The organism is Candidatus Omnitrophota bacterium, from assembly GCA_041649175.1.
Classification (GTDB): domain Bacteria; phylum Omnitrophota; class Gorgyraeia; order Zapsychrales; family JBAZNR01; genus JBAZNR01.
Genome location: JBAZNR010000002.1, coordinates 283,475 through 307,325 on the forward strand (window position 1 = coordinate 283,475; position 23,851 = coordinate 307,325).

Consider the following 23,851-nt stretch of genomic DNA (forward strand, 5'->3'; position numbering starts at 1 on the left):
AAGGGACTTTCATGGATAAAAACCTACAAGGACGTATTCTTCTTATTTGCGCCGTTATCGCGGCATGCCTGTATTGCATTTTTCCCATACAAAAAAGGATCAATCTTGGGCTCGACTTAAAAGGCGGGATGCACGTTGTCTTAAAAGTTGAAACTGAAAAATTGCCAGAAGCCTCCCGCAACGACGCGGTTTTACGCGCCATCGAGATCTTGCGTAATCGTATCGACAGCTTAGGCTCCGGAGAAACGCTTTTACAGCGTCAAGGTGAAGACGAGATCATTGTTCAATTGCCCGGTGTTACCGACCGCGACGCGGCCCTGGCCATGATCGGAAAAGTCGCGCAATTGGAATTTAAACTTGTTTCTCCTGATCCAAATAAGCTTAAAGAAGCTTTAAGCGGGACTGTTCCGGAAGGATACGAACTTAAGTTTATCAAGAAAGAAAAGGATGAACCGGTTCTTGTTGAGCAAAAAGTTACCCTAAGCGGCGATGCCATTACGGATGCAAAGGTAGATTTTAATCAATCTAGCTTTGGCGCTCCGGAAATTGCCTTTTCTCTTAATTCGGCCGGCGCAAAGATCTTTGCGGACGTCACCAAGGCCCACATCGGCGACAGGCTCGCCATTGTTTTAGACGGGGAAGTTATTTCCGCGCCAAACATTAATTCGGAAATTCCCAGCGGCAGCGGCGTTATTACCGGGATGTTCACATTTGATGAAGCTTCGCTTTTAGCGCTGGCGCTTCGTTCCGGCGCGCTGCCTGCGCCTATGCACATTGAAGAAGAAAGAACCATCGGGCCGCTTTTAGGAAAAGACTCAATTCGATCCGGAATTAACGCGACCGTTTTGGGCGCCGCGTTGGTTTTTATTTTTATGCTCATCTATTATCACATCGCAGGGATCACCGCCAACATCGCTCTTTTTTTAAACCTTTTGATGATCTTAGGAACCATGGGATTTTTAAATATTATGCTTCCCGGTTCTCAAACAACCCTGACATTACCAGGTATTGCCGGTATTATTTTAACGCTCGGAATGGCGGTTGATGCTAACGTTCTGATCAACGAACGCATCCGAGAGGAGCTATCCTCGGGCCGGCCGCTTCAATCCGCCGTCAACAACGGGTATCACCGGGCTTTTTCCGCTATCTTTGATTCGAACATTACAACACTCATTGCCGCATTTATGCTGTTTCAATTCGGCTCCGGCCCCATCAAAGGCTTTGCGGTCACTTTAGCTATCGGTATCAGCTCCAGTTTATTTACCGCGCTAACCGTAACAAAAACTATTTTTGATACTCTTATTCGTACACGCCTTATTAAAACCGTTAGCATGTTCCAACTATTCAAGCAGACTAAAATTGATTTCATTAGCAAACGATATATTTTCTATGCAATTTCGATCGTGGTCATCGTTGCCGGCCTTACATCCATCATTTCCAAAAAAGAGGCCGCCTACGGAATTGATTTTTCCGGAGGGCAATTACAAGAATACCGCTTTAACAAAGCTGTCAATGTTGAGATCTTGAGAACATCGCTCAAAGAAGTCGGATTAGGTGATGTGGCTATTCAGCAATTCGAAAAAGATCCGCAAACGATCATCATCCGCACCGATCAAGACACCTTTGATTCGGTCAAAAAAGTTCTTACCGAAAAAATGTCCGACAATCCCTACGACATTTTGCGCATTGAAAAAGTCGGGCCGGTCGTCGGAAAAGCACTGCGTACCCGTGCCATTTTAGCCATTCTCTTTGCCTTAGGAGCGATCCTTATTTATGTCGGATTTCGCTTCAAGCATTTTGACTTTGCCTTTGCGGGTGTCGTCGCGCTTTTACATGACGTTGTGGTTGCCGCCGGAGTCTTGGTCATGATGGGTCATCAGATCGACTTATTGGTTGTCACGGCACTTTTAACAATTGCCGGTTTTTCCATCAATGACACGATCGTTATTTATGACAGGGTACGGGAAAACATGGCCAGCATGCGAAAGCTAAGCTTGCGAGAGGTGATCAACTTAAGCGTTAATCAAACATTAAGCAGAACCATTCTCACATCCAGCGCGACGCTTTTAACCGTTATCGCTTTGTACTTATTCGGTGGGGAAGTTTTAAGATCTTTTTCGCTTTGCCTTTTGATCGGTTTTGTTTCCGGTGTTTATTCAACCGTTTACATCGCGTCACCTTTGGTCTTGGCTTGGCATAAAAAGTAACTTATGTTTAAGGCGCTTAAACTTTTTGTCGCCCAAACCGTTGATATCGATCATATCGCCGCCCAACTGGTCACTTTCGGCTATCGCTGGGCTTCGGCCGTTTCCAACGAAGGGGATTTTAGCCGGCGCGGCGGTATTATTGATATTTTCCCATCCAATTTTGACTCTCCCGTCCGCCTGGATTTCGACGGAGACATCATCCGCTCTATCCAAAGCATTGATCTTCTGACAGGCAGATCGACCTGGCAACACAATATCGTTTTTATCCTTCCCAAAAAGATCCCAAAAGAAAACTTATTTACCGCCGATACGCCTCTTAATCATTTTGTGGATATTAAAGAAGGGGATTATGTTGTCCACAATACGCATGGGGTCGGAAAATTCTTAGGCGCCACCGAGATCAGTAAGGATAAGAAATTAAGCGAGCATCTGATCATCGAGTACGAAGGCGGCGATCGATTATTCGTTCCAAAGCATGATATTCATCTCATTCAAAAATATCTAGGATTTACCAAAAAGCCTCCTCGTCTTTTCAAATTGGGCTCCAAAGAGTGGGACGCGGTCAAAGGGCGCATCCAAAAAAGGATACAACAATTCGCGGTTGAACTCCTTCATCTTCAAGCGCTGCGTGCCAGCCTCGGTGGATACGCTTTTTCTAAAGATGCGCCCTGGCAAAAACAATTTGAGAATACTTTTCCCTTTGAAGAGACCCCCGACCAAATTCGCGCGGCCGAAGATGTTAAATCGGATATGGAATCGTCTTTTCCCATGGACAGGCTTTTATGCGGCGATGTCGGTTACGGAAAAACGGAAGTCGCTCTTCGCGCGGCGTTTAAAGCCGTTATGGACAATAAACAGGCTGCTATCCTTGTTCCGACGACGATTTTAGCAGAACAGCACTATTTTAATTTTAGCCAGCGGCTTAAAGAGTTTCCCGTGCGTGTTGATATGCTCAGCCGTTTTAAAACGCGCCGGCAGCAATCGGAAATCGTTAAAGAACTTAAACTTGGAAAAATCGATATTATTATTGGAACGCACCGACTTCTGTCGAAAGATATTCAATTTAAAGAATTAGGGCTTATCGTCATTGACGAGGAACAGCGTTTTGGCGTGCGCTCCAAGGAAAAATTAAAGCACGTGCGCCTTTTGGCCGACGTACTTACATTGACCGCAACGCCCATTCCGCGCACATTGTATATGGCTTTAGCCGGCGCCAGAGATATGTCGGTCATCAACACGCCGCCTAAAAATCGTATTCCGGTTTCAACGCATTTAATTGAGCTCGATGAAGATCTGATCCGTGACGCCATTGATAAGGAATTGCGCCGCAAAGGGCAGGTTTTCTTTTTGCATAATCGCGTTGAGAATATTGAAAAGATCGCAAGCCTCGTAAAACGCCTGGCTCCCCATGCCCGTATCGCGATCGCTCACGGACAAATGCCTCCCAAAACTCTGGAAAAGATCATGCTCGATTTTTTGGGGAATAATATCGACGTTCTTGTTTGCACCACCATCATTGAATCAGGCATTGATGTCCCCAATGCCAACACGCTGATCGTTAATAATGCGCATCACTTTGGGCTGGCGGATCTGCATCAATTACGCGGCCGGGTAGGACGCTTTACACAAAAGGCTTACGCCTATTTTATTATTCCGCCTCAAGAACGGTTGTCTTCGCTCGCTAAAAGCCGTCTGAAAGCTTTAGAGCAATTTAGCGATCTGGGCTCAGGATTTAACATTGCTTTTGAAGATTTGCAAATCCGCGGCGCCGGAAATCTTCTCGGCGCTCAACAGCACGGATACATCTCCAGCATCGGTTTTGACCTCTACTGTCGTTTATTAAAAGAATCCATAGAAAATATTAAAAAACACGCTAAAATAGGTACCTATGAAAAGACATCTTAAGCTTTTATTGATTTTTGCCTTGCTTGGCATTTTCTCCACCTTAACGCCTTTAAGCTTTGCCGCGGATAACACCATCATCGCCGTTGTTAATGATGAGCTCATCGCGCTTAAAGACCTTCAGGATTACCTTACCGCTATTGCGATGCAACTAGAAGCCGAAGGCAAAAGCCCCGAGGAAATAAACAAGGCTATGGAAAGCTATCAACAGCGGGGATTAGAACGTTTGATCGAAGATAAGTTGCTCGTCATTGAAGCTGACCGTAAGCAAATGGTTTTTCGGAATAACGCTGTTGAAGATAAACTCAACGAGCTTAAGCGCCGTTACGCGTCACCCCATGATTTTGAACAAGACTTGCTGGCCGCCGGCCTGACGATCAGCGATCTTAAAAAGAAGATCCTCGATCAGCTAAAAAGCAAATACATCGTTGAAATGGAAGTAAAGGCAAAGGTCTTTGTTAATCCGCAAGAGGTCACAGATTATTATCAAAAAAATCCCCAGAACTTTCTCTGGCCGGAACAAGCCAAGGTGCAATCTATTTTTATTCCGTATGAAAACGATAAAAAGCTCGCGAACCAAAAAGCCAAAGAAGCGCTTCATCGCCTGAAAAAAGGCGAAGATTTTATCGTCCTGGAAAAAGAATATTCCAAACTGCCTTCCATTGGCATGGTTTTAAAAGGACAGCTTTTACCGGCTTTGGAAGACGCGATTTTCTCTCTCAATGCCAATGAACTATCACCCGCGATTGAAGTAGAAAACGGCATTTATATTTTTAAACTCATTGAAAAGATCCCGCCGCAACAAGCCTCTTTGGAAGATGCCAAAAACTCTATTCGTAATCAACTTTTCCAGGAAAAATTTCAGGAGCGCCTGCGTCGGTGGCTGGATGAATTAAAGAAAAAGGCGTACATTGAGATCAAGAAATAAGACAATTCTGATCACCACCGGAGACCCCGGCGGCATCGGCCCGGAAATAATCTTAAGGTCACTTCGTGATCCCGCCATCAGCCGGCTCGCGCGCTTTATCATTATCGGCGATCAGAAAAACTATCCGGCTTCGCTCAAAGACCTGCCTGCGCCTCATGAATTTCTCGATCTCGCGCATTCCTTTGCTCATCGCATTGTCATCGGAGACACCAACCCATTTAACGCGCGCGCGTCTTTAGCCTATTTGAACAAAGCGATCTCGCTATTAAAAGAGAACAAAGCCGCCGGACTTGTCACGGCTCCCATTTGTAAAGAATCCATTTGTTCTCTTGGGAAAAAATTTTCCGGACACACCGAATATCTCGCCCAGGCATTTCATGTTAAGAAATTCGATATGATGTTCGTCGCCGGAAAGTTGAAAGTCGTCACCGCAACCCGTCATATTCCCATCAATAAACTACACTCCGCCATCACAAAAGAACGTGTTTTAGCGAGTATTGTTCTTCCAACACAAATATTAAAGAAGCATTTCAAGATCCATAAACCAAAAATCGCTGTTTGTGGGTTAAACCCTCATGCCGGAGAAAAGGGAACTATCGGCAGAGAAGAAATTGACGAGATCATTCCGGCAATTAAGAAAGCGCAAAAATTAGGGATAAATGCCTGCGGGCCGTTTTCCGCCGATACATTGTTTTACCCAAAAAACACGGCGCAATATGATTTAATCATTGCCATGTTCCACGACCAAGGCTTGGCACCTATAAAAGCGTTATATTTTAAAGAATTGGTCAATGTCACTATTGGGCTTCCTATTATTCGAACTTCGCCCGCGCACGGAACCGCTTTTCATCTTGCCGGAAAAGGGAAAGCCGACGCTTCTTCCATGAAGTCCGCCATTAAACTTGCCGCTCAACTTGTCGGATGAATTTATCTAATATAAAACCAAAGTACCGCTTAGGACAAAATTTTCTCATCGACAATAATGTCCTCAATCGCATTGTCACATCATGCGGATTTGAAAAAGATGACCAGGTTTTAGAAATTGGGGCGGGGCTTGGCGCGCTGACAAGAAATATCGCGCCCATCGTTGGGAAAGTTTTCGCGGTTGAAACCGACCGTCAGCTATGCGAAGAACTTAAAAAAAATTGCCCTCAAGACAACATTGATATTATTCACGCAGATTTTTTAAAATATAACTTAAGCCTTTTACCTGACGGATTAAAAGCCATCGGAAATCTTCCGTACTACATTTCCTCACCCATCGTTGGAAAGATCGTTGAATATCGTAAAAAGTTCATTAGCTTATCGATTACCGTTCAGCTTGAATTCGGCAACCGCATGGTGGCATTGCCGTCTACTAAAGACTACAGCGCCTTTAGCTGTTTTGTTCAATATTACACCGTGCCAAAAATCCTTTTTAAAATTAAAAACTCCTGCTTTAGGCCCAAACCTAAGGTTGATTCCTGCTTTTTGGATATGCAGATCAGAAAATCTCCGCTTCATCCCGCCAAAAACGAAGAGCTATTATGGAAGATCGTTCACGCCGCCTTCGGGCAAAGGCGCAAAGTCATTACCAATTCACTTTTGCCTGTCATCCCGAAAGAAAAACTGCTCATTATCCTTGAATCGCTTAAGCTCGCGCCTTCTTTGCGCGCGGAAAACTTAAGCATCAAAGATTTCGTGGATATAACTAATTTATGTTCTGCTTAGAGGGCTAGATCGAGGGAGAGAACTGCCAGCAATCCTTGAACCAGCGTTGTTTAAGTTGATCACGCTTATATTCAAAGGCATAATTAAAAACTAGGTCTTGGGATTTTTTACTGATGCGCTCAAACCGAACGCCGAATAAATTTCCTTTTTCTGATTTGCTCTGCCAAACAACACGGCCCACCGCGTCAATAGGTTCAATATCTTCCGCTAAATAAACAACTAAGTCCAGTTTTTGATCAAGAGAAATATCATCGTTTGTGTTAAAACACATTCCGGAAGCATTGATATCTTTACTGCAGGCTTGCGCAGGAACTTCATCTTTTTCTTTGCGGTAAAAAAGCTTTCCTTGTGCTTCCCAGCGCGGTAAGTACCGGCGCTCCGAAGAAGCAAATTTTTGTTCGTTTGAGATTGCGTTTTGAGTGTTCATCATTTTCTCCTAAAAAAATAACCACGTTGTCCCTTTAAAAAAGGGAATCCGTGGCTTTTCTGGTTAGAATATATCACGCAAACCCCAAATGCGCAAGAAACTAATTTTTAAGCCTTTTATCACTTGACACTGCCCGGGGCAAGTGATACACATAATATAACTATTTTGGTTCTCTTATGAAAAAATATCAAGCGCTTCACATCTTATTGATAACTATTGGGTTATGCCTATCTTTTTCCGGCCTTCACACAGTGATCGCGGGAGAAGAAAAAACAACGGCCTATCAGCTGGCTTTACTTCACACTAAGGCACTTTTCCCCGAAGAAGCAATGATGAATCCGTCTCTTCGTCCGGAAAATGCCGTTATCACAGAATTTCAGTGGCTTTTGGATAGCTTGAGCACGCGCTGTATAAATTCCCAACCAGAAATTGTTAGCATTATCATCTCTGCCTGGAAACTTGTACGAAGCCGGCACTATGATATCTCGCTTTTAGACGCGACGCGCGGACTGACAAGAAACGCTTTAAATAAAAGTAAATTCGGGAATACAAAAGTTGATTTTCAAAAAACAAGCGGAATGTGGACTTCGCAATACAAGCCAAAAAAATAAGAAAGGCAAAATAAGATGGAGAAACGCATATTCTTTCATGATACCGATTCAGGTGGCATTGTTTATTACGGAAATTATTTGAAATATCTCGAGGAAGCACGTACCGAATTTTTGGAAAAAAAAGGCTTAAGTGTCGCCGAGTTTTACGCGCGCGGGCTTTTGTACGCGGTAAGCCAATGCACGATTTTTTATCGCAGTCCGGCCCGCTACGGTGAAGTGCTTTTGTGTGATGCCAAATTAACAAAAGCAACGGCCGTAAAATTAGTTTTTGACCAAACCATCCATGAGAAAAAGACCGGGCGTTTAGTCGCGGAAGCCGAAGTAACGCTCGTTTGCCTGAACAAAGAATTCCGCCCGACCGCTATGCCGGATGACCTAAAAGAGATCCTTGAGCGCTGATCTGCGCCAATTTTTCACGGTCATTTAAGAGGAAAAGTTGCGGTTTTAATCTTGTCACGCCTATTCTTTGATGGTAGTATATAACTTCACTAAACCATTAAATGCTTCACATTTCACTGTAATTAGGGAAGGTTACTATGCTTTCAAAAGACGAAGTCCGCTCCATCGCACACTTATCGCGCGTCCATTTACAAGACGATGAGATCCAAAAACTAACCAAAGATCTCGAGCAGATCCTTCATTATATTGATCAGTTAAGCCAAGTTGACGTCTCAAAAGTTGAACCAACCAGTCATGTCTTACCGCTAAAAAATGTTTTCCGCGAAGATATTGTTAAGCCGTCGCTGGCACAAAGCGAGGCATTAAAGATTTCCGTATCGCAACACAATGGCTCATTTAAAGTCCCGCAGGTAATCGAATGAACCTCAATGAACTAACCGCTCATGAGCTTCTAGAGCTTTTAAAAGCGAAAAAAACGAACGCCCAAGAGATCTTTTCATCGTTTAGGCAACAGATCCAAAAAGTTGACGGAAGAGTGAAAGCCTTTGTGCGGCTTCACGAGCAGGACAATAAAGAAAATTCTACGAATGGAAAGTTAGCCGGAATTCCTATCGCCATCAAAGATAATATTTGCATCAACGGTGCCGAGACAACCTGCGCTTCACATATCCTTAAAGGTTTTAAACCGCCGTACGATGCCACCGTTATTGAAAAACTTAAAAAATCCGGAACAAACTTTTTAGGCCAAGTGAACATGGACGAATTTGCGTTCGGCTCTTCAACCGAAAATTCTCATTATGGCCCGACGCACAATCCCTGGAATCTTGATCATGTTCCTGGCGGCTCCAGCGGCGGCTCCGCCGCCGCCGTCGCCGCCCACGAAACTCCGTGGGCTTTAGGCTCCGATACCGGAGGCTCTATCCGTCAACCGGCATCTTTTTGCGGCGTGGTCGGTTTAAAACCAACGTACGGACGCGTTTCGCGTTACGGACTTATCGCGTTTGCATCCAGCCTTGATCAAATCGGGCCGATCACCAAAGACGTTTACGACTGCGCTTTATTGTTAAATATTATTTCCGGGCATGATGAAAAAGATTCCACCTCCGCCGAAATCCCAGTTACAGATTTCACCGCAAAACTTGACGGAAATGTTAAGGGCCTTCGTATTGGAATTCCCAAAGAATATTTTATTGAAGGGCTTGATAAAGAAGTCCATGGTGCCACCACCGCCGCCATTGAACAGTTAAAGAAAATGGGCGCAAGCTTCAAAGAAGTTTCCTTGCCGCACACCTCATTCGCGGTTGCAACGTATTATATTGTAGCAACGGCCGAAGCAAGCTCGAATTTAGCGCGTTTTGACGGCGTACAATACGGATTGCGCCAGCAACCTAAAGCCACGCGGCGGTCAGCTTTGATCGACATGTATGAAGAAACAAGGGACGCTGGGTTTGGCGCGGAAGCAAAACGGCGCATTATGCTGGGAACATATTCGCTTTCCGCCGGATATTATGACGCTTATTATCTGCGCGGGCAAAAAGTAAGAACGCTTATCAAAAATGATTTTGATAAAGTTTTTACGGAATTTGACGCGGTTATTTCACCCACATCGCCGACAACGGCCTTCCGCATCGGAGAAAAATCGTCCGACCCATTATCCATGTATCTTTCGGATATTTATACCATCTCGGCTAATTTAGCCGGTATTCCGGCAATTTCTATTCCGTGCGGATTTGGGAAAAATAATTTACCCATCGGATTACAGCTAATGACAAAACCTTTTGACGAAGAAACATTATTGCGCATCGCTTTTTCTTATGAGCAAAATACAAATTGGCACAAACAAAAAGTATCGTTATGACCGAATTTGAAACAGTAATAGGGCTAGAGGTCCACTTGCAATTTAACACCGCCACAAAAATATTTTGCGGCTGTGCTAATCAATTCGGGCAAGCTCCTAATTCTCAAACCTGTCCGGTTTGCCTCGGGCTTCCCGGGACTTTGCCCGTGTTTAATAAAAAAGCCTTAGATTATGCCATCAAAGTCGCTCTGGCCTTAAATTGCTCCATTAATCCTTACATTAAATTCGACCGGAAGAATTATTATTATCCCGATCTCCCCAAAGGCTATCAAATATCGCAATACGATCTGCCGATCGCCAATCACGGATTTTTGATGGTTAAAACCGGGAACGAGCTTAAAAAGATCAATATCAAGCGCGCGCACTTGGAAGAAGACGCCGGAAAGCTTATTCACGACGCGTCGAATAACTGTAGCCTCGTGGATTATAACCGCACCGGAACACCTCTCATGGAGATCGTCAGCGATCCGGATATGCGCACGCCCCAAGAAGCTTACGATTACTTAACAACGCTCAAACTTACGCTGCAATATTTAGACGTGTCCGATTGCGATATGGAAAAGGGAAGCTTGCGCTGCGACGCCAATGTCTCTCTTCGAAAAAAAGGTGATAAAGAGCTCGGCGTTAAAACAGAGATCAAAAATCTCAATTCCTTCAAAGCCGTTAAAGCGGCTCTGGAATTTGAGGAAAAGCGTCAAGAAAAAATGATCTTAGCCGGGGAGCGCATCATTCAGGAAACCCGCCTTTGGGACGACGCCAAGGAGATGACCAATTCCATGCGCAGTAAAGAAGAAGCGCATGATTACCGTTATTTTCCGGAACCGGACTTGGTTCCGTTTATCGCCGGACAAAACGTGATCGACACTATTAAGAATTCCATGCCGGAACTTCCTCCGCAAAAATTTGACCGTTTTGTCAAACAGTACGGCTTATCCGAATACGACGCCAATGTCCTTATTCAAGATAAAAAGTTGTCCGCGTTCTTTGAGAAATGCGCCGCAAAATCTAATTTAACAAAAAAAGTCTGCAACTGGATCATCGGCCCATTAATGAGTGAACTGAATTCCAGAAAAAAAGACATCAACGCGATCAGCTTAACTCCCGAAAACCTTATTTCTCTTATCGAGAAAGTAGAAGACGCCACCATCAGCAATTTAACCGCTAAAGATATTTTACCGCTTTTGATCGATTCGGGAAAAACGGCCGAGCAAATTATCCAAGAAAAAGGATTAGCACAAGTTTCAGACGACAGCGCCTTAGAAAAAATTGTCGATGAAGTTATTTCAGAGAACGCGTCCATTGTTCAACAGATCAAACAGGGAAAAGAAAGCGCCATGGGTTTTCTGGTCGGCCAATCAATGAAAAAAACCGCCGGAAAAGCCAACCCTAAAAAGATCGGTGATATCATTAAAAGGAGGCTTACCAATGTTTAAGCGGTTTTCCGTTATTCCACTCTCGATTCTTCTTTTGGCCATTTTGATCGGCCCGGCCATTTGCCAAATTGACCAAAAAGCCAAAGACGACCTTTACCAACAAGTTGAGCTTTTTAGTTATGCCCTCACAACCGTTCAATCGGAATATGCCGAAGAGCCTGCCGCCAAAGACCTTATTTACGGATCTTTAAAGGGAATGCTGGCCTCACTTGATCCGCACAGCCAATTTCTTTCTCCGGATGATTACAAAGAACTCAAAACAGAAACCGAAGGGAAATTCGGCGGGCTGGGCATTGAAATATCTGTGCGCGACGGGCTTTTAACCGTTATCACGCCACTAGAAGACACCCCGGCGTGGAAAGTCGGATTAAAACCGGGAGATAAGATCGTTAAAATAGAAGACGAATTAACCCGCGACATGACGCTCGATGATGCTGTTAAGAAATTACGCGGCAAACCTGGAACCGATGTCAATATAACGATCTTGCGCGAATCCGAATTCAAAATTCACGAATTCAAGATCACCCGCGAGATCATCCATGTCCAAGACGTCAAAGACCCCATGATCTTAGAAGACACCATCGGCTACGTGCGATTGGCCGAATTCAGAGAAGATTCCGCCAAAGATTTTCATAAAGCCCTAATGCAAATAAAAGACCAGGGAGCCGACAGCCTCATTTTGGATCTGCGCAATAATCCCGGTGGGCTTTTGAATGTCGCCATTGACATTACCCAAGAATTTTTACCGGAAGGAATGGTTGTCGTTTCCACCAAAGGCCGCCATCCATCCTTGAATACTGAAACAAAATCAACGAACAAAAGCACCGACTTTACCACGCTTCCGATCGTGGTTTTGATCAATGAGGGAAGCGCTTCGGGAAGCGAGATCTTGGCAGGAGCTTTAAAAGATAATAAGCGCGCCATTATTTTGGGCGAGAAATCATTCGGAAAAGGGTCCGTTCAATCAGTCGTCCCACTGCCTGACGGCTCGGCACTTCGTTTAACGACCAGCAAATATTTTACGCCATCGGGAGTTTCGATCCATAATGTCGGGATCATCCCGGATATCGTCGTTGCTAAGATCTTTAAAGACGAGACGGAAGGATCTCCCGAAAAAAGCCTTAAAGAAAACGTCGATAAAATATTTAACAACATTGAAGAGAACGGCGCGCAAGAAAAATCAAAAGAGCCTGAAGGCGCCACGGTTCAAGAAGGCGACAAGCCTGCCGAAACAAAAGAAGCAAAAGAAGTAAAAGAACCGGAAGCCAAGAAAAAGCTTTTAGAGGATAATCAGGTGCAAAGCGCTATCAGCGTTCTTAAAGGCATCAAAGTTTATACAAAACTTAAAAACCCGTAAAACTTATGGCGCCACTTTCACGCGGACCAAACATCAAAGATGTCATTATCGGAGTTCTGCTTTTCGTCATTGCTCTCCAGGGGTTTTTGCTTTTTTCCACACAAAAGAAAAAGGCTCCTCATAAGAAAAGGCCCGCTATCACCAAGCCTTTAGCCGCAAAGCCAAAACCTCAGAAAACAATCGGGAATATCGTCATTATCATTGACGACTGGGGATACAGCATCGACCGCTGTTCTCATTTGCGAAAGATAAAATCGCCGGTGACCGTATCTATTCTTCCTAATCTTGAGTACAGCACCGAAATAGCCGCCTGCGCGCACCATAACGGCAAAGAAGTCATGCTGCATCTTCCCATGGAACCGCATAAATTTTTTGAACAATATCCAAAAGGCTATCTGATCTCCTCAAATATGAGCAAGGCGCAAGTGGAATCCATTATCAGCAGAGCGCTCGACAATGTTCCGTATGTTTCCGGTGTCAATAACCATATGGGCTCACGGATCACAGAGAGCAAGCGCATTATGCCTATTGTCTTTGACGCTTTGAAAAAGAAGAATTTGTTTTTTGTCGATAGCTTTGTCACCGCAAAGTCCGTTTGCGCGAAAATAGCCGCGGAAATGAAAATGCCGTTCGCGCAACGAAACATCTTCCTCGACAACGAGAACAAACGCGAATATATCGAAGGGCAATTCGCCCAGCTCGCCCAAGAAGCGCGAGAAAAAGGATCTGCTATCGCCATAGGGCACGACAGGGAATTGTCACTAGAAATTATCGCGGAACAAACCGAACTTTTAGAAAAACAAGGTTTTAAATTTATCACGGTCGCCGAATACCTTAGCTTAAGATGAATATCTTAGGAATAGAAACATCGTGTGATGAAACCGCCGCCGCCATTGTTTCCAACGGCCGCAAAATCCTCTCCAATATTGTCACCTCAAGCTTGAAGGAACATAAGAAATACGGCGGCATTATCCCTGAGATCGCCTCTCGACGGCAGATCGAGCTCATCAATTTGGTTGTTCAACGCGCTTTAGATCAAGCAAAACTGACTTTAAATAACGTTAATGCCATTGCCGTCACCACAAAACCCGGCTTGATCGGTTCGCTTTTAGTCGGAATTTCTTTTGCCCGGGCATTATCCTTTGCGGCAAAAAAACCTCTTATTGAAGTGGATCATATCAAGGCTCATCTTTACGCCAATTTTCTTGAAGGAATAAACGCTTTGAGTGAAAACGCGCCGCTCAACAAACAACGGCCCAAATTACCGGCTTTAGGATTAGTTGTTTCCGGCGGTCATTCCAGCCTTTTTCATATCAGATCATTTAAAGACTATCGTCTTTTAGGAGAAACGCGTGACGATGCAGTGGGGGAAACATTCGACAAAGTTGCGCGTATGATGGAGCTAGGTTATCCGGGAGGCCCGGTGATCGACCGGTTGGCGAGGACAGGAGAAAATACCGAGATCCATTTTTCCTGTGCTGACCTTCCAAAAACTTTGGATTTTAGTTTTAGCGGAATTAAGACAGCTGTGCTATATTATGTTCGCGACCACAAAATGAAGAAAGATTTTTCTCCTGAGAAGATCGCATTCGCGTTTCAAGATAGCGTAACAACCGTACTGGTGAATAAATCTTTACGGCTGTGCAAAGAGATGAAAATACCCACTCTTCTCATCGGGGGAGGCGTCGCGGCAAACTCCATGTTACGAAAAAAACTTTCAGTCGAAAGCAAAAAACAGAATATCCGCGTTTTTTTACCGTCGCTGGGTCTTTGCATGGACAACGCGGCCATGATCGCCGGTTTAGGATACCATCTTATTTAGAAAGGAGACATCACGTTGACAGGAGAAATTCTTGACACACTTATTAAAATCGTTTTAAGCGTTGTCTTGTCGGGCTTTATCGGGGCAGAGCGCGAAATACGGCATAAAGGCGCCGGCCTTCGAACCCATATCTTAGTTGGCGTCGGTTCAACGTTGATCGTCCTAACATCCTTTCACGTTTCGGATATGTATAAAGATATTATTTTCGTCGATCCCTCGCGCATGATCGCGGGTGTAGTTACCGGCATCGGATTTTTATGCGCCGGAACGATCTTTCGTAGCGAAGCGCAGATCACAGGGCTAACAACTTCCGCCAGTGTCTGGATCGTTTCCGGGATAGGGATCGCGGTCGGCTGCGGCGACTTTAGCGCGGCGATCGTCGTGACCGCGGTTGTCTTTTTAGTTTTGATCGGGCTTCGTTCGCTGGAAAAGAAACTTCAAAATTTCAATTATTTGATCTAATTAAATTATTACCAAGGAGGCGGTTATGGCCATGTTAAGAGACAGAAAAGACCAGGGGGAAAGGATCGTTGAGATCAGCGCCAAAATGCAAGGGACGCTTTCCTTTAAAGATTCCGTGAATTTAAAAATTACCGGACGTTTTGAAGGAACTCTGGAAACCAGAGGAACGCTCACCATCGGCGAAACCGCCTCTGTCGAAGCGCACATCACCGGAGAGAATATTGTCGTTGCCGGAAAGATCAAAGGCGATGTGACCGCCAAGAAAATGCTTGTCTTAATGCCAACGGCCGTTTTAAACGGGAATATCGCCACGCCAAAGCTTAATATCGTGGAGGGCGCCATTTTCCACGGAAAATGCCAGATGTTCGAAGACTCCTTAGACGTCGATGAATTGTCAAAATATCTAGAGATCGAGATCAATGCGATCTTAGAGCTCGCCAATTCCGGAAAGATCCCCGCCATGAAAAACGGCAATGCCTGGCGGTTTGAACGCACCAAGATCGACGAGTGGGCCGCCTCGGAAAGAGTAAAATAAAATGTCCGATCAATTTATCTCGGTTCGTGAAACAGCCCAGCTTTTAGGCACCACCGAGAAAAAAATCATGGATCTGGTGGAAAAAAACGAACTGCAGGCTTACCGAATTGCCGGCCAGTTTTTGCGCCTTAAAAAAAGCGAAATCTTGGCTTTAAAAAGCAAGGGGACCGTTGCGGTTGAAACAGCGCAAATTGCGTACACTCCGGCCGAGCGCCTGCGTGATTTTATTTATTTTAATGATTTTTACATCTTAGCGGTCGCCGTTATTTTAATCCTTCTCTATATCATCTTCTATGTGGTCTAATTTTAGAAAATACAATTTTGTTATTAGCATCTTTACCGGAGTATTTTTCCTGGCCGGCTGTGCTATGTTCCAGCCTAGCGCTAAGGCCGATAAAAGGCGGGCGGAAATAGAAACTCGCCAGAAGAATTATGAAGCACTACATACGGCTGTCCGCGCGAATACCCTTACGATCGACACGAGTGACTCGGCAATCCGCGATCTGTACGGAGAACCGGGGCAAGTCTTTAGCTCCGGGTCTTCCTCGGGGATGTTCCAAATTTGGACCTACGAAAAAATTCTCTCGACCGGCAAACCGGAATGGGAAACCATACGCCTTTACTTTAACAATGGCAAGCTGGTCAGCTGGAGTTATTAAGCAAAAGGTCCCGCCGCATTTTAGGCCACGCGCAAGCAGAGAAAAGTCTTGATATTTTATATTCTTTCACGTAGAATTTAAAAAATTCGACGGAACACACTTTATTGGCGGGGTAGCTCAGCCCGATAGAGCACTCGGTTCATACCCGATTGGTCGAGAGTTTAAATCTCTCCCCCGCCACCATTTAGGAAAAATAAAATGAAAAAAAATAATATCCTTACCATTGTCTTCATCACCGTCTTGTCTATTGTCCCTCTCGCAGCCTTTGCTCAAGAAAGCTTAAATCCTTTGATCGAAAAATCCGCGCCAGTGCAGTGGCTCAAAGTAGACAGAGTAAGGTCGACCGATACGCTGGTTTTAGACAATGGTCAAAAAGTGCAGTTGATCGGGCTCAATGCGATCGACGTTCCCCAAAGAAAAGACGTTAAGCGAAATTCCTATAACATCATCATTGAAGAAGTCGACCCCGTGGCAACCCTAGAAGAGCAAGGTATGGATTTTGTTAATTCACTTTTGACCGGGGAAAAAGTCCGCATCGAGCTAGACGCGCAAACCAGAAATGATGACGGAATAATGTTAGCGTATGTTTTCTTAGAAGACGGCACCTTTGTTAATGAAAAAATACTTAGCGAAGGATACGCCGCGTTCAAGACGATCCCACCGAACACAAAGTATGAAGATGTTTTACGCCGCGCGTATCAACAAGCCCGCAGTGAAAAGCGGGGAATACACGGCGAATAATTTTCTGCTTAAAACAAATTTGGCTGTCACGCTATGCCGCTGATCAAGATCTTTCTGGTTCTATTTATTTCCATTCTCCTATCAAGTGTCATTGCCTATTATGGCGCCCGCTGGTTTAACAAATTCTAATCTCTTGTATGGATATTTTTATTCAAAAAGTTAAAGAGTCGGCTTTGCACAACAAGCTTTTTTCAAACGGCGACAGGGCCCTCGTTGCTGTTTCCGGAGGGCCGGATTCGGTCGCGCTGTTACACGCCCTTTCTCAACTGCGTTACGCGCTCGGCATTCAGCTTGTGGTTGGACACGTCGATCACCATTTACGTGCGACATCCTCAAAAGACGCGAGCTTCGTTAAAAAACTATCTAAAGAATTGAATATTCCCTGCGAGGTCGTTTCCGTGAAAATTCAAAAGTCTTGGCGCGCCAGTTCCGTTGAGGAACTGGCGCGCCAGGCGCGTTTTAACGCCTTGGTTCGCCTAGCAAAGAAGCATAAAATGAACACGATCGCCTTAGGACACACCCAAAATGACCTGGCCGAAACGGTTTTAATGCGCATTTTACGCGGCAGCGGGCTTTTAGGCATGCAAAGCATTTTACCCAAACGCGTTCTTTACAATACGGTCTTTGTCCGCCCGCTTTTGCATATGACCCGGGCTGAAATTGACAAATTCTTACAGAAAAACCGCTACGCTTTTCGCCTGGACCCCACAAACAAGCAAAAACTATTTTTCCGCAATAAGATCCGCCTGGAACTTTTGCCGCTTCTTCAAAAAAAGTTTAATCCCGGAATCCAAAAAACGTTAACCGGATTAGCCGAAACAAGCGCAATCGATTACAGCTATTTAGAAGAACAGGCGCAAAAAGAATTGAGAAAAATTTCCGGGGAAGATCCCAAAAAAATTCCTTTAGAAAAATTTAACAAGCTCCATCTAAGCCTGCAGCGTATGATCATCCGCCTTTGCATCCAACAAAAAGCCGGAAATACCCGGCAGATCACCCTTGACCATATTAGGGAAGTGGAAAAGCTGATCGCCTCACGCGGTAAAAACGCGCGGATCCGTTTTCCCAACGGCCTTCGCGTTACCAAAGAGGGCGCTTTTCTTGTTTTTAAATAAGAAACTCTTGATTAAATCAACAAATACGATATAATTGTGGCGCTCATGAATAAATCAAATTCAAAAACTCCGAAAAAGCCTTCCTTCAGGCTAAATCCTAAAAATCGTTTGCCGCAAAACGGCCAAAGCGGTTTGTGGCTGTGGGTCATTTTGATCTTTGTCTTCTTTTTAATGTTCAGCCAAACCAATGTCAGCACCGTAACCCTTCCGCAAGAAATGACTTATGGAGAATTTTATTCCATCGTCAAAGATAATACCGCAACGCAAAAAATAAAATCATTAGCATTAACTGAAAACCTCTTGCAGGGAACTTTAAGTGACGGAAAGAAGTTCACCGTCTATCTTCCTACCGACGACAAAGTGATCCTGGACTTGATCCGCACCAATGTCAGCGATTTTAACGTTACTCCGGCTAAAACATTTTGGAGCAATTTATTGTTTTCACTGGGGCCCATGGTCCTTTTGATCTTATTTTTCTGGTTCGTCTCTTATCGCGGCGCCCAGATGGGAAATAAGGTCTGGTCATTCGGAAAATCCCGCGCGAAGGTTAGCGGTGACGGAAAAAATAAATTCACCTTTGAAGATGTGGCCGGCGTTGATGAAGCCAAAGAAGAATTGCAAGAGATCATTGAATTTCTAAAAGACCCTAAAAAGTTTCAGCGTTTGGGGGGAAAAATTCCAAAAGGCGTTCTTTTAGTTGGGCCTCCGGGAACCGGAAAAACCCTTCTCGCCAAAGCTGTTGCCGGCGAGGCAGGCGTTCCATTCTTCTCGTTAAGCGGATCGGATTTTGTGGAAATGTTCGTCGGTGTCGGCGCCTCGCGCGTCCGTGACCTTTTTGAACAAGGCCGAAAGGCTTCCAAAACCTCCGGTAAAGGAGCCATCATTTTCATCGATGAGATCGACGCGGTAGGGCGTTTACGATTTTCAGGGATCGGCGGCGGACACGACGAGCGTGAGCAGACATTAAACGCGCTTTTAGTGGAAATGGATGGCTTTGATACGCACGCCGGGCTTATCCTGATCGCCGCGACCAATCGTCCTGACACTCTCGACCCGGCATTACTGCGCCCGGGGCGCTTCGACCGTCAGATCGTTGTTTCTTTGCCCGACATTCTCGGACGAGAAGCTATCTTAAAAGTACACACGCGAAATTTAAAACTTTCTCCAACGCTTGACCTTAAGGCCATCGCGCGTCAAACCGTTTATTTTTCCGGAGCTGACCTGGCGAATGTCTGCAACGAAGCCGCGCTTTTAGCCGCGCGCCACAACAAAGAGGCCATCGGCCAAGAAGAACTTTTAGCGGCCGTTGAACGCGTCACCATGGGCCCGGAAAAAAAGAGCCGTGTGACATCGAAAAAAGAAAAAGAGATCACCGCCTATCACGAAGCAGGGCACGCACTTTTATCACTTTTGATCGAAGAAGTTGACCCCTTTACAAAAGTTTCCATTATTCCGCGCGGCATGGCCGGCGGATATACCATCACACCACCAAGTGAAGACCGCCATTATTGGGGCAAGAGAGAATTAAACGGAAAGATCGTCGTCGCCTTAGGCGGACGAGCCGCGGAAGAAATATGTTTAAATGAAATTACCACCGGCGCGCAAAGTGACCTTCAATTCGCCACCGAGGTCGCCCGAAAAATGATCTGCGAATACGGCATGAGCGAAAAACTCGGGACCTTAACGCTGGGGCGTCACAATCATCAGGTTTTCTTAGGCCGCGATATGATGGAGCAAAAAGATTACAGCGAAGAAACCGCCCGAGCCATTGACAATGAAATTCGCCAGATCATTGACGCCGCGTATACAAAAGCACAAAAATTACTGACCCAGCATCGTGACCGATTAGATATCCTGGCAAAACGCTTAATTGAAAAAGAAGTGCTGGACGTTGAAGAAACACGCATTCTTTTAGGATTGAGCCTTCCGTCATCGGAACAAAATTCATCACAACCAGATCCATCTTCCAATAAGTCTTGAAATTATTTACCCCAACACCCCGAACACCCTTTAAACACTGCGCCTCGCATAACTTTCGTCCCCAATTTACCGTCCGCGCGAGAAATATCTCTTTACCTCTCGGAAAAAAAACAAAGATCATGGGGATCTTAAATCTCACGCCGGATTCTTTTAGCGGCGATGGATTCTTAACAAAAAACTACAGCCCCGCGCTTGGGCTAGAGCTCGCGCAAAAACTCATCCAAGACGGTGCTGACATTATTGACGTCGGGGGAGAATCCACCCGGCCCAGCGCCCGTTTCATCAGCGCCAAAGAGGAAATAAGACGCATTATTCCCACCATCAAACTTCTCACTAAGAAAATAAAAAAACCTATTTCCGTCGATACTTATAAAGAGCCCGTCGCGAAAGCCGCGCTTGATTGCGGCGCGGCGATCGTTAACAATATCAAAGGAACCTCTCTTGATAAAAGTTTAATTAAAACCATCAAAAGCTACCGCGCCGCCATTGTCCTGATGCACATCCGGGGAAACCCAAAAACAATGCAAAAAAATATCCGCTATCAAAACGTGATCGCGGAAATAATTTCAGAGCTGAAAGAATCGATAGAAAAATGCTTGGAGTTTGGACTATCATCAGATAAAATCATTGTAGACCCCGGTATCGGGTTTGGAAAAACCGTCGATCAGAATTTTGAGATCATCCGGAGATTATCGGAATTTAAGACGCTGGGATTTCCTATTCTTGTCGGAACATCCCGAAAATCTTTTATCGGTAAAGCGCTGAACAAAGAAGCACATCAGCGTCTCTGGGGAACAGCGGCCAGTGTCGCCGCCGCCATTTTAAACGGCGCGCACATCGTGCGCGTTCACGACGTTAAAGAAATGCGCGACGTCGTTAAAGTGACCGACGCGATCCTTAACGCAAAAAATAAAAACTAAAAAATGCTCGAGACCATCATATCTTTCTCTAAACCCGCCGCCGAGATCATCATCCTCTGGGTCGTTCTTTACCGCATTCTCGTTTTTTTTGAAGGCACGCGCGCCATTCACGTATTTAAAGGGATCTTTTATCTTTTGGCGCTTTTTGTTATTTGCCAGCTCTTTGCGCTCGGAACGCTCAATTGGCTGCTCACCAAGATCTTCGGGATCTCCGTTATCGCTTTTTTTATCATCTTTCAGCCCGAGCTTCGCCACGGATTAGCCCGATTAGGACAGCCTCATTTATTTACCATTGATCTCGCAGAACCGGAACTTATCATGATCATTGACGCGCTCACCTCCGCCGTTTACAAGCTTTCCGCAAAAAAAATAGGCTGCATCGTCGCCATTGAACGCCAGGCAAAACTTAATACCTGCATCGAAAGCGGCATTAAGATCGACAGCCATGTTTCGACGGAGCTTTTGCAAAGCATCTTCACACCGCCATCGCCTTTACACGACGGAGGTGTGGTGATCCGCGCCGAACGCATCATTGCCGCGTCGTGCCTTTTTCCGCTTTCGGAAAATCAAAATTTCAGCAAACTCATCGGAACACGCCATCGCGCGGCCTTAGGAATTACCGAACAAACCGACGCCATCGTTATTCTCTCATCGGAAGAAACAGGAGAGATCTCCATCGCAGTGGACGGAAAGTTTATCCCTGTCACCAATAAAGAACGATTTGTTAACATTCTAAAAGAACTCTTGATAGGAAAAAAATGATAACGCGCTGGTTTACTCATAACCTTGCCTTAAAAATTATTTCTCTAGGACTTGCCATTGTCATTTGGATCTATGCCAATAGCGAGCTCTTAAAATCTCTGCGATGATCTATGCCTAAACTCGGTGTTAATATTGACCACGTGGCTACCTTGCGCCAGGCCCGGCGGGAATTCGAACCGGACCCGATCGCCGCGGCTCGTCTTTGCGAAAAAGCGGGCGCGGAGAGCATTGTGGCGCATTTGCGTGAAGACCGACGGCATATCAACGATAAAGATATTATCGCGCTAAAAAAATCCGTAAAAACGCGTTTTAATTTAGAGATGTCCGTTAACGAAGGAATCGTTAATATCGCTTTAAAGATTAAACCCGACCAGGCAACTCTTGTTCCCGAACGCCGCCAAGAAGTTACCACTGAAGGGGGACTTGATGTTTCGAAAAATTTTAGCAAAATCAAAAACGTTGTCGCGCGTTTAGAAAAAAAGGGGATCACCGCAAGCCTTTTTATTGACCCCGATAAAGCTCAAATAAAAAAATCTTTTGAAGCCGGCGCGCGCATGATAGAGCTTCATACGGGCTGTTATGCGCGCGCCAAAACAAGATCCGCTATCAAGCGCGAACTTTTCAAATTAAAAGACGCAACAAAGTTCGCGCAAAATTTAGGAATAACGGTTAACGCCGGACATGGGCTTAATTATAAAAACGTTACGGCAGTCGCCCAAATTAAAGGAGTGGAAGAGCTTAATATCGGACATTCGATCATCTCCGAATCTGTTTTTTGTGGACTAGAGAAAGCTGTTCAAGAAATGATCAGGAAAATAAAGAAATGATCCTCGGTACCGGAATAGACATTATCGAAATTGACCGTGTAGAGGCGGCTATTAAACGTTGGGGAGATAGCTTTTTGCGTTATATCTTTACCGACGACGAAATTGCCTACGCCAAAAAACACAAATACCCAACCCAGCATTTCGCGGCGCGCTTTGCCGCTAAAGAAGCTGTTCTAAAGGCCATCGGTGATAATAGTGTTTTGCATTGGAAAGATATTCAGATCACCAACGATAAAAACGGAAAACCCGTTTGCCGCTACAATAAAAAAAGCTTCAAGAAAAAGATCCTGATCTCGCTTTCGCACACCAAAAATTATGCGGTTGCCAGCGCCATTATTACGGACTAAAAGAAACGTCCACAAGAATGATTTCGGCCATGTGCTTATTTTAGCCGGATCAAAGCAGATGCTGGGCGCGGCGGCCCTTTGCGCTTTATCGGCTATGCGCGCCGGAGCAGGGCTTGCAACGATCGGAATTCCAAAAAGCCTGAATTTAACTCTTCAGAAGAAAATCTCTCCCGTCATTATGACTTGGTCGCTTCCGGAAACAAAAGAGCAAACACTCTCATTCAAGGCTTATCCGGCTATCAAAAAAAGGCTGAACTCATTTGATTGTGTCGCCATCGGGCCCGGTTTATCGACAAACACGCAAACACAAAAACTCATCCGAAAAATTATCACAACTGCCGATAAGCCTTTAGTTATTGATGCCGACGCGTTAAACGCGCTCGCCAAAGATCTCAAGGTGCTTTTAAAAAATCCTTCCGAGAAAGTTTTAACACCGCACCCGGGTGAAATGGCGCGATTAACCGGGCTTTCCAAAAAAATGATCGAGAACTCTGGGCTGAAAATTGCGCAGCAATTTTCCGCCCAATATCACTGCATCCTCCTATTAAAGGGAAGCCGCACCATTGTTGCCGCGCCAAACGGAAAAACTTATATCAATAAAACCGGAAATCCCGGTATGGCAACAGCCGGAAGCGGAGATGTCTTGACCGGAATGATCGCCGCGTTTTTGGCGCAGGGAATTCCGGCATTTGACGCGGCCAAGCTTGGCGCTTATCTGCATGGCAAAGCGGGAGATATCGCGGCACGAAAAAAAACCCGCCTTGCGCTTATTGCCACGGATATCATTGATGAAATTCCTAAGGTCATAAAATTCTCTTCGTAGGAATTGGCCATTTGGCATTTATTTGA

At 45.1% G+C, this 23,851-nt stretch carries 26 protein-coding genes and 1 tRNA gene; 26 read left to right on the forward strand and 1 reads right to left on the reverse strand.

Features of this window, described 5'->3' with window-relative positions:
- The first annotated feature begins 11 nt into the window (after positions 1–11).
- Genes secD through rsmA form a run of 5 tightly spaced genes read left to right on the forward strand, consistent with a single transcriptional unit; the run spans position 12 to position 6,747 of the window.
- Positions 12–2,207 carry a protein translocase subunit SecD gene (gene secD, locus WC676_06455; GenBank protein ID MFA5060253.1) on the forward strand — a complete coding sequence of 732 codons (2,196 nt, stop codon included), beginning with the start codon at positions 12–14 and terminating at the stop codon, positions 2,205–2,207.
- Between the two features lie 3 nt (positions 2,208–2,210).
- Positions 2,211–4,112 (forward strand): transcription-repair coupling factor, encoded by a 1,902-nt coding sequence (mfd, locus tag WC676_06460; GenBank protein MFA5060254.1) that lies wholly within the window; start codon positions 2,211–2,213, stop codon positions 4,110–4,112.
- On the forward strand, positions 4,096–5,037 hold the full coding sequence (locus tag WC676_06465) for a peptidyl-prolyl cis-trans isomerase (GenBank protein ID MFA5060255.1): 942 nt from the start codon (positions 4,096–4,098) through the stop codon (positions 5,035–5,037). The genes mfd and WC676_06465 overlap by 17 nt, the downstream gene beginning before the upstream one ends.
- Positions 5,021–5,962 (forward strand): 4-hydroxythreonine-4-phosphate dehydrogenase PdxA, encoded by a 942-nt coding sequence (pdxA, locus tag WC676_06470; protein ID MFA5060256.1) that lies wholly within the window; start codon positions 5,021–5,023, stop codon positions 5,960–5,962. The genes WC676_06465 and pdxA overlap by 17 nt, the downstream gene beginning before the upstream one ends.
- Positions 5,959–6,747 carry a 16S rRNA (adenine(1518)-N(6)/adenine(1519)-N(6))-dimethyltransferase RsmA gene (rsmA, locus tag WC676_06475; protein MFA5060257.1) on the forward strand — a complete coding sequence of 263 codons (789 nt, stop codon included), beginning with the start codon at positions 5,959–5,961 and terminating at the stop codon, positions 6,745–6,747. The genes pdxA and rsmA overlap by 4 nt, the downstream gene beginning before the upstream one ends.
- Positions 6,748–6,751: 4 nt before the next feature.
- On the opposite strand, the gene WC676_06480 is transcribed toward rsmA, so the two are convergent.
- Positions 6,752–7,177: a PilZ domain-containing protein gene (locus WC676_06480; GenBank protein ID MFA5060258.1), complete on the reverse strand. Its 426-nt coding sequence runs from the start codon at positions 7,175–7,177 to the stop codon at positions 6,752–6,754.
- 173 nt (positions 7,178–7,350) lie between these two features.
- Here WC676_06480 and WC676_06485 point away from each other — a divergent pair, with 173 nt between their 5' ends.
- From WC676_06485 to WC676_06585, 21 genes are all read left to right on the forward strand, one after another.
- A complete protein-coding gene (locus WC676_06485) occupies positions 7,351–7,785 on the forward strand; it encodes a hypothetical protein (GenBank protein MFA5060259.1) in 435 nt (144 codons plus the stop codon).
- A 15-nt stretch (positions 7,786–7,800) separates the two neighbouring features.
- On the forward strand, positions 7,801–8,184 hold the full coding sequence (locus tag WC676_06490) for a thioesterase family protein (GenBank protein MFA5060260.1): 384 nt from the start codon (positions 7,801–7,803) through the stop codon (positions 8,182–8,184).
- Between the two features lie 137 nt (positions 8,185–8,321).
- A complete protein-coding gene (gene gatC, locus WC676_06495) occupies positions 8,322–8,606 on the forward strand; it encodes an Asp-tRNA(Asn)/Glu-tRNA(Gln) amidotransferase subunit GatC (GenBank protein ID MFA5060261.1) in 285 nt (94 codons plus the stop codon).
- Positions 8,603–10,042 carry an Asp-tRNA(Asn)/Glu-tRNA(Gln) amidotransferase subunit GatA gene (gene gatA, locus WC676_06500; GenBank protein ID MFA5060262.1) on the forward strand — a complete coding sequence of 480 codons (1,440 nt, stop codon included), beginning with the start codon at positions 8,603–8,605 and terminating at the stop codon, positions 10,040–10,042. The genes gatC and gatA overlap by 4 nt, the downstream gene beginning before the upstream one ends.
- Entirely contained in the window at positions 10,039–11,475 is a 1,437-nt protein-coding gene (gene gatB, locus WC676_06505; protein MFA5060263.1) for an Asp-tRNA(Asn)/Glu-tRNA(Gln) amidotransferase subunit GatB, read from the forward strand. The genes gatA and gatB overlap by 4 nt, the downstream gene beginning before the upstream one ends.
- Entirely contained in the window at positions 11,468–12,832 is a 1,365-nt protein-coding gene (locus WC676_06510) for a S41 family peptidase (protein ID MFA5060264.1), read from the forward strand. Before gatB ends, WC676_06510 begins: the two co-directional genes overlap by 8 nt.
- A 5-nt stretch (positions 12,833–12,837) precedes the next feature.
- The gene (locus WC676_06515; GenBank protein ID MFA5060265.1) at positions 12,838–13,680 is read left to right on the forward strand and encodes a divergent polysaccharide deacetylase family protein; all 843 of its coding nucleotides are present in this window, start codon (positions 12,838–12,840) and stop codon (positions 13,678–13,680) included.
- Complete coding sequence (tsaD, locus tag WC676_06520; protein ID MFA5060266.1) at positions 13,677–14,654, forward strand: tRNA (adenosine(37)-N6)-threonylcarbamoyltransferase complex transferase subunit TsaD; 978 nt, start codon at positions 13,677–13,679, stop codon at positions 14,652–14,654. Before WC676_06515 ends, tsaD begins: the two co-directional genes overlap by 4 nt.
- Before the next feature lie 15 nt (positions 14,655–14,669).
- On the forward strand, positions 14,670–15,116 hold the full coding sequence (locus WC676_06525; GenBank protein MFA5060267.1) for an MgtC/SapB family protein: 447 nt from the start codon (positions 14,670–14,672) through the stop codon (positions 15,114–15,116).
- 25 nt (positions 15,117–15,141) lie between these two features.
- Complete coding sequence (locus WC676_06530; GenBank protein MFA5060268.1) at positions 15,142–15,651, forward strand: polymer-forming cytoskeletal protein; 510 nt, start codon at positions 15,142–15,144, stop codon at positions 15,649–15,651.
- A gap of 1 nt (position 15,652) precedes the next feature.
- Entirely contained in the window at positions 15,653–15,955 is a 303-nt protein-coding gene (locus WC676_06535; protein MFA5060269.1) for a helix-turn-helix domain-containing protein, read from the forward strand.
- Complete coding sequence (locus tag WC676_06540) at positions 15,945–16,310, forward strand: hypothetical protein (GenBank protein ID MFA5060270.1); 366 nt, start codon at positions 15,945–15,947, stop codon at positions 16,308–16,310. Before WC676_06535 ends, WC676_06540 begins: the two co-directional genes overlap by 11 nt.
- A gap of 106 nt (positions 16,311–16,416) precedes the next feature.
- Positions 16,417–16,493: transfer RNA gene (locus WC676_06545), tRNA-Ile, on the forward strand.
- 15 nt (positions 16,494–16,508) lie between these two features.
- On the forward strand, positions 16,509–17,051 hold the full coding sequence (locus WC676_06550) for a thermonuclease family protein (GenBank protein MFA5060271.1): 543 nt from the start codon (positions 16,509–16,511) through the stop codon (positions 17,049–17,051).
- Between the two features lie 137 nt (positions 17,052–17,188).
- A complete protein-coding gene (gene tilS / locus WC676_06555) occupies positions 17,189–18,166 on the forward strand; it encodes a tRNA lysidine(34) synthetase TilS (protein ID MFA5060272.1) in 978 nt (325 codons plus the stop codon).
- 45 nt (positions 18,167–18,211) lie between these two features.
- Complete coding sequence (ftsH, locus tag WC676_06560) at positions 18,212–20,146, forward strand: ATP-dependent zinc metalloprotease FtsH (protein ID MFA5060273.1); 1,935 nt, start codon at positions 18,212–18,214, stop codon at positions 20,144–20,146.
- A 119-nt stretch (positions 20,147–20,265) separates the two neighbouring features.
- Complete coding sequence (folP, locus tag WC676_06565) at positions 20,266–21,066, forward strand: dihydropteroate synthase (GenBank protein ID MFA5060274.1); 801 nt, start codon at positions 20,266–20,268, stop codon at positions 21,064–21,066.
- 3 nt (positions 21,067–21,069) lie between these two features.
- On the forward strand, positions 21,070–21,828 hold the full coding sequence (cdaA, locus tag WC676_06570) for a diadenylate cyclase CdaA (GenBank protein MFA5060275.1): 759 nt from the start codon (positions 21,070–21,072) through the stop codon (positions 21,826–21,828).
- 110 nt (positions 21,829–21,938) lie between these two features.
- A complete protein-coding gene (locus tag WC676_06575; GenBank protein ID MFA5060276.1) occupies positions 21,939–22,655 on the forward strand; it encodes a pyridoxine 5'-phosphate synthase in 717 nt (238 codons plus the stop codon).
- Positions 22,652–23,002, forward strand: a complete 351-nt coding sequence (gene acpS / locus WC676_06580; protein ID MFA5060277.1) for a holo-ACP synthase — start codon at positions 22,652–22,654, stop codon at positions 23,000–23,002. Before WC676_06575 ends, acpS begins: the two co-directional genes overlap by 4 nt.
- Positions 22,977–23,825 (forward strand): NAD(P)H-hydrate dehydratase, encoded by an 849-nt coding sequence (locus WC676_06585; GenBank protein ID MFA5060278.1) that lies wholly within the window; start codon positions 22,977–22,979, stop codon positions 23,823–23,825. Before acpS ends, WC676_06585 begins: the two co-directional genes overlap by 26 nt.
- Positions 23,826–23,851: the final 26 nt, after the last annotated feature.

Excerpts from the sequence above, each read along its gene's own strand:
- tilS (MFA5060272.1), top strand. The coding sequence starts at position 17,189 with ATGGATATTTTTATTCAAAAAGTTAAAGAGTCGGCTTTGCACAACAAG.
- folP (MFA5060274.1), top strand. The coding sequence starts at position 20,266 with ATGGGGATCTTAAATCTCACGCCGGATTCTTTTAGCGGCGATGGATTC.
- gatB (MFA5060263.1), top strand. The coding sequence starts at position 10,039 with ATGACCGAATTTGAAACAGTAATAGGGCTAGAGGTCCACTTGCAATTT.
- WC676_06510 (MFA5060264.1), top strand. The coding sequence starts at position 11,468 with ATGTTTAAGCGGTTTTCCGTTATTCCACTCTCGATTCTTCTTTTGGCC.
- tsaD (MFA5060266.1), top strand. The coding sequence starts at position 13,677 with ATGAATATCTTAGGAATAGAAACATCGTGTGATGAAACCGCCGCCGCC.
- WC676_06465 (MFA5060255.1), top strand. The coding sequence starts at position 4,096 with ATGAAAAGACATCTTAAGCTTTTATTGATTTTTGCCTTGCTTGGCATT.
- WC676_06540 (MFA5060270.1), top strand. The coding sequence starts at position 15,945 with ATGTGGTCTAATTTTAGAAAATACAATTTTGTTATTAGCATCTTTACC.
- WC676_06550 (MFA5060271.1), top strand. The coding sequence starts at position 16,509 with ATGAAAAAAAATAATATCCTTACCATTGTCTTCATCACCGTCTTGTCT.
- WC676_06480 (MFA5060258.1), bottom strand. The coding sequence starts at position 7,177 with ATGATGAACACTCAAAACGCAATCTCAAACGAACAAAAATTTGCTTCT.
- gatA (MFA5060262.1), top strand. The coding sequence starts at position 8,603 with ATGAACCTCAATGAACTAACCGCTCATGAGCTTCTAGAGCTTTTAAAA.
- WC676_06515 (MFA5060265.1), top strand. The coding sequence starts at position 12,838 with ATGGCGCCACTTTCACGCGGACCAAACATCAAAGATGTCATTATCGGA.
- mfd (MFA5060254.1), top strand. The coding sequence starts at position 2,211 with ATGTTTAAGGCGCTTAAACTTTTTGTCGCCCAAACCGTTGATATCGAT.
- rsmA (MFA5060257.1), top strand. The coding sequence starts at position 5,959 with ATGAATTTATCTAATATAAAACCAAAGTACCGCTTAGGACAAAATTTT.
- WC676_06530 (MFA5060268.1), top strand. The coding sequence starts at position 15,142 with ATGGCCATGTTAAGAGACAGAAAAGACCAGGGGGAAAGGATCGTTGAG.
- cdaA (MFA5060275.1), top strand. The coding sequence starts at position 21,070 with ATGCTCGAGACCATCATATCTTTCTCTAAACCCGCCGCCGAGATCATC.
- ftsH (MFA5060273.1), top strand. The coding sequence starts at position 18,212 with ATGAATAAATCAAATTCAAAAACTCCGAAAAAGCCTTCCTTCAGGCTA.
- WC676_06575 (MFA5060276.1), top strand. The coding sequence starts at position 21,939 with ATGCCTAAACTCGGTGTTAATATTGACCACGTGGCTACCTTGCGCCAG.
- WC676_06535 (MFA5060269.1), top strand. The coding sequence starts at position 15,653 with ATGTCCGATCAATTTATCTCGGTTCGTGAAACAGCCCAGCTTTTAGGC.
- gatC (MFA5060261.1), top strand. The coding sequence starts at position 8,322 with ATGCTTTCAAAAGACGAAGTCCGCTCCATCGCACACTTATCGCGCGTC.
- secD (MFA5060253.1), top strand. The coding sequence starts at position 12 with ATGGATAAAAACCTACAAGGACGTATTCTTCTTATTTGCGCCGTTATC.
- WC676_06485 (MFA5060259.1), top strand. The coding sequence starts at position 7,351 with ATGAAAAAATATCAAGCGCTTCACATCTTATTGATAACTATTGGGTTA.
- WC676_06490 (MFA5060260.1), top strand. The coding sequence starts at position 7,801 with ATGGAGAAACGCATATTCTTTCATGATACCGATTCAGGTGGCATTGTT.
- acpS (MFA5060277.1), top strand. The coding sequence starts at position 22,652 with ATGATCCTCGGTACCGGAATAGACATTATCGAAATTGACCGTGTAGAG.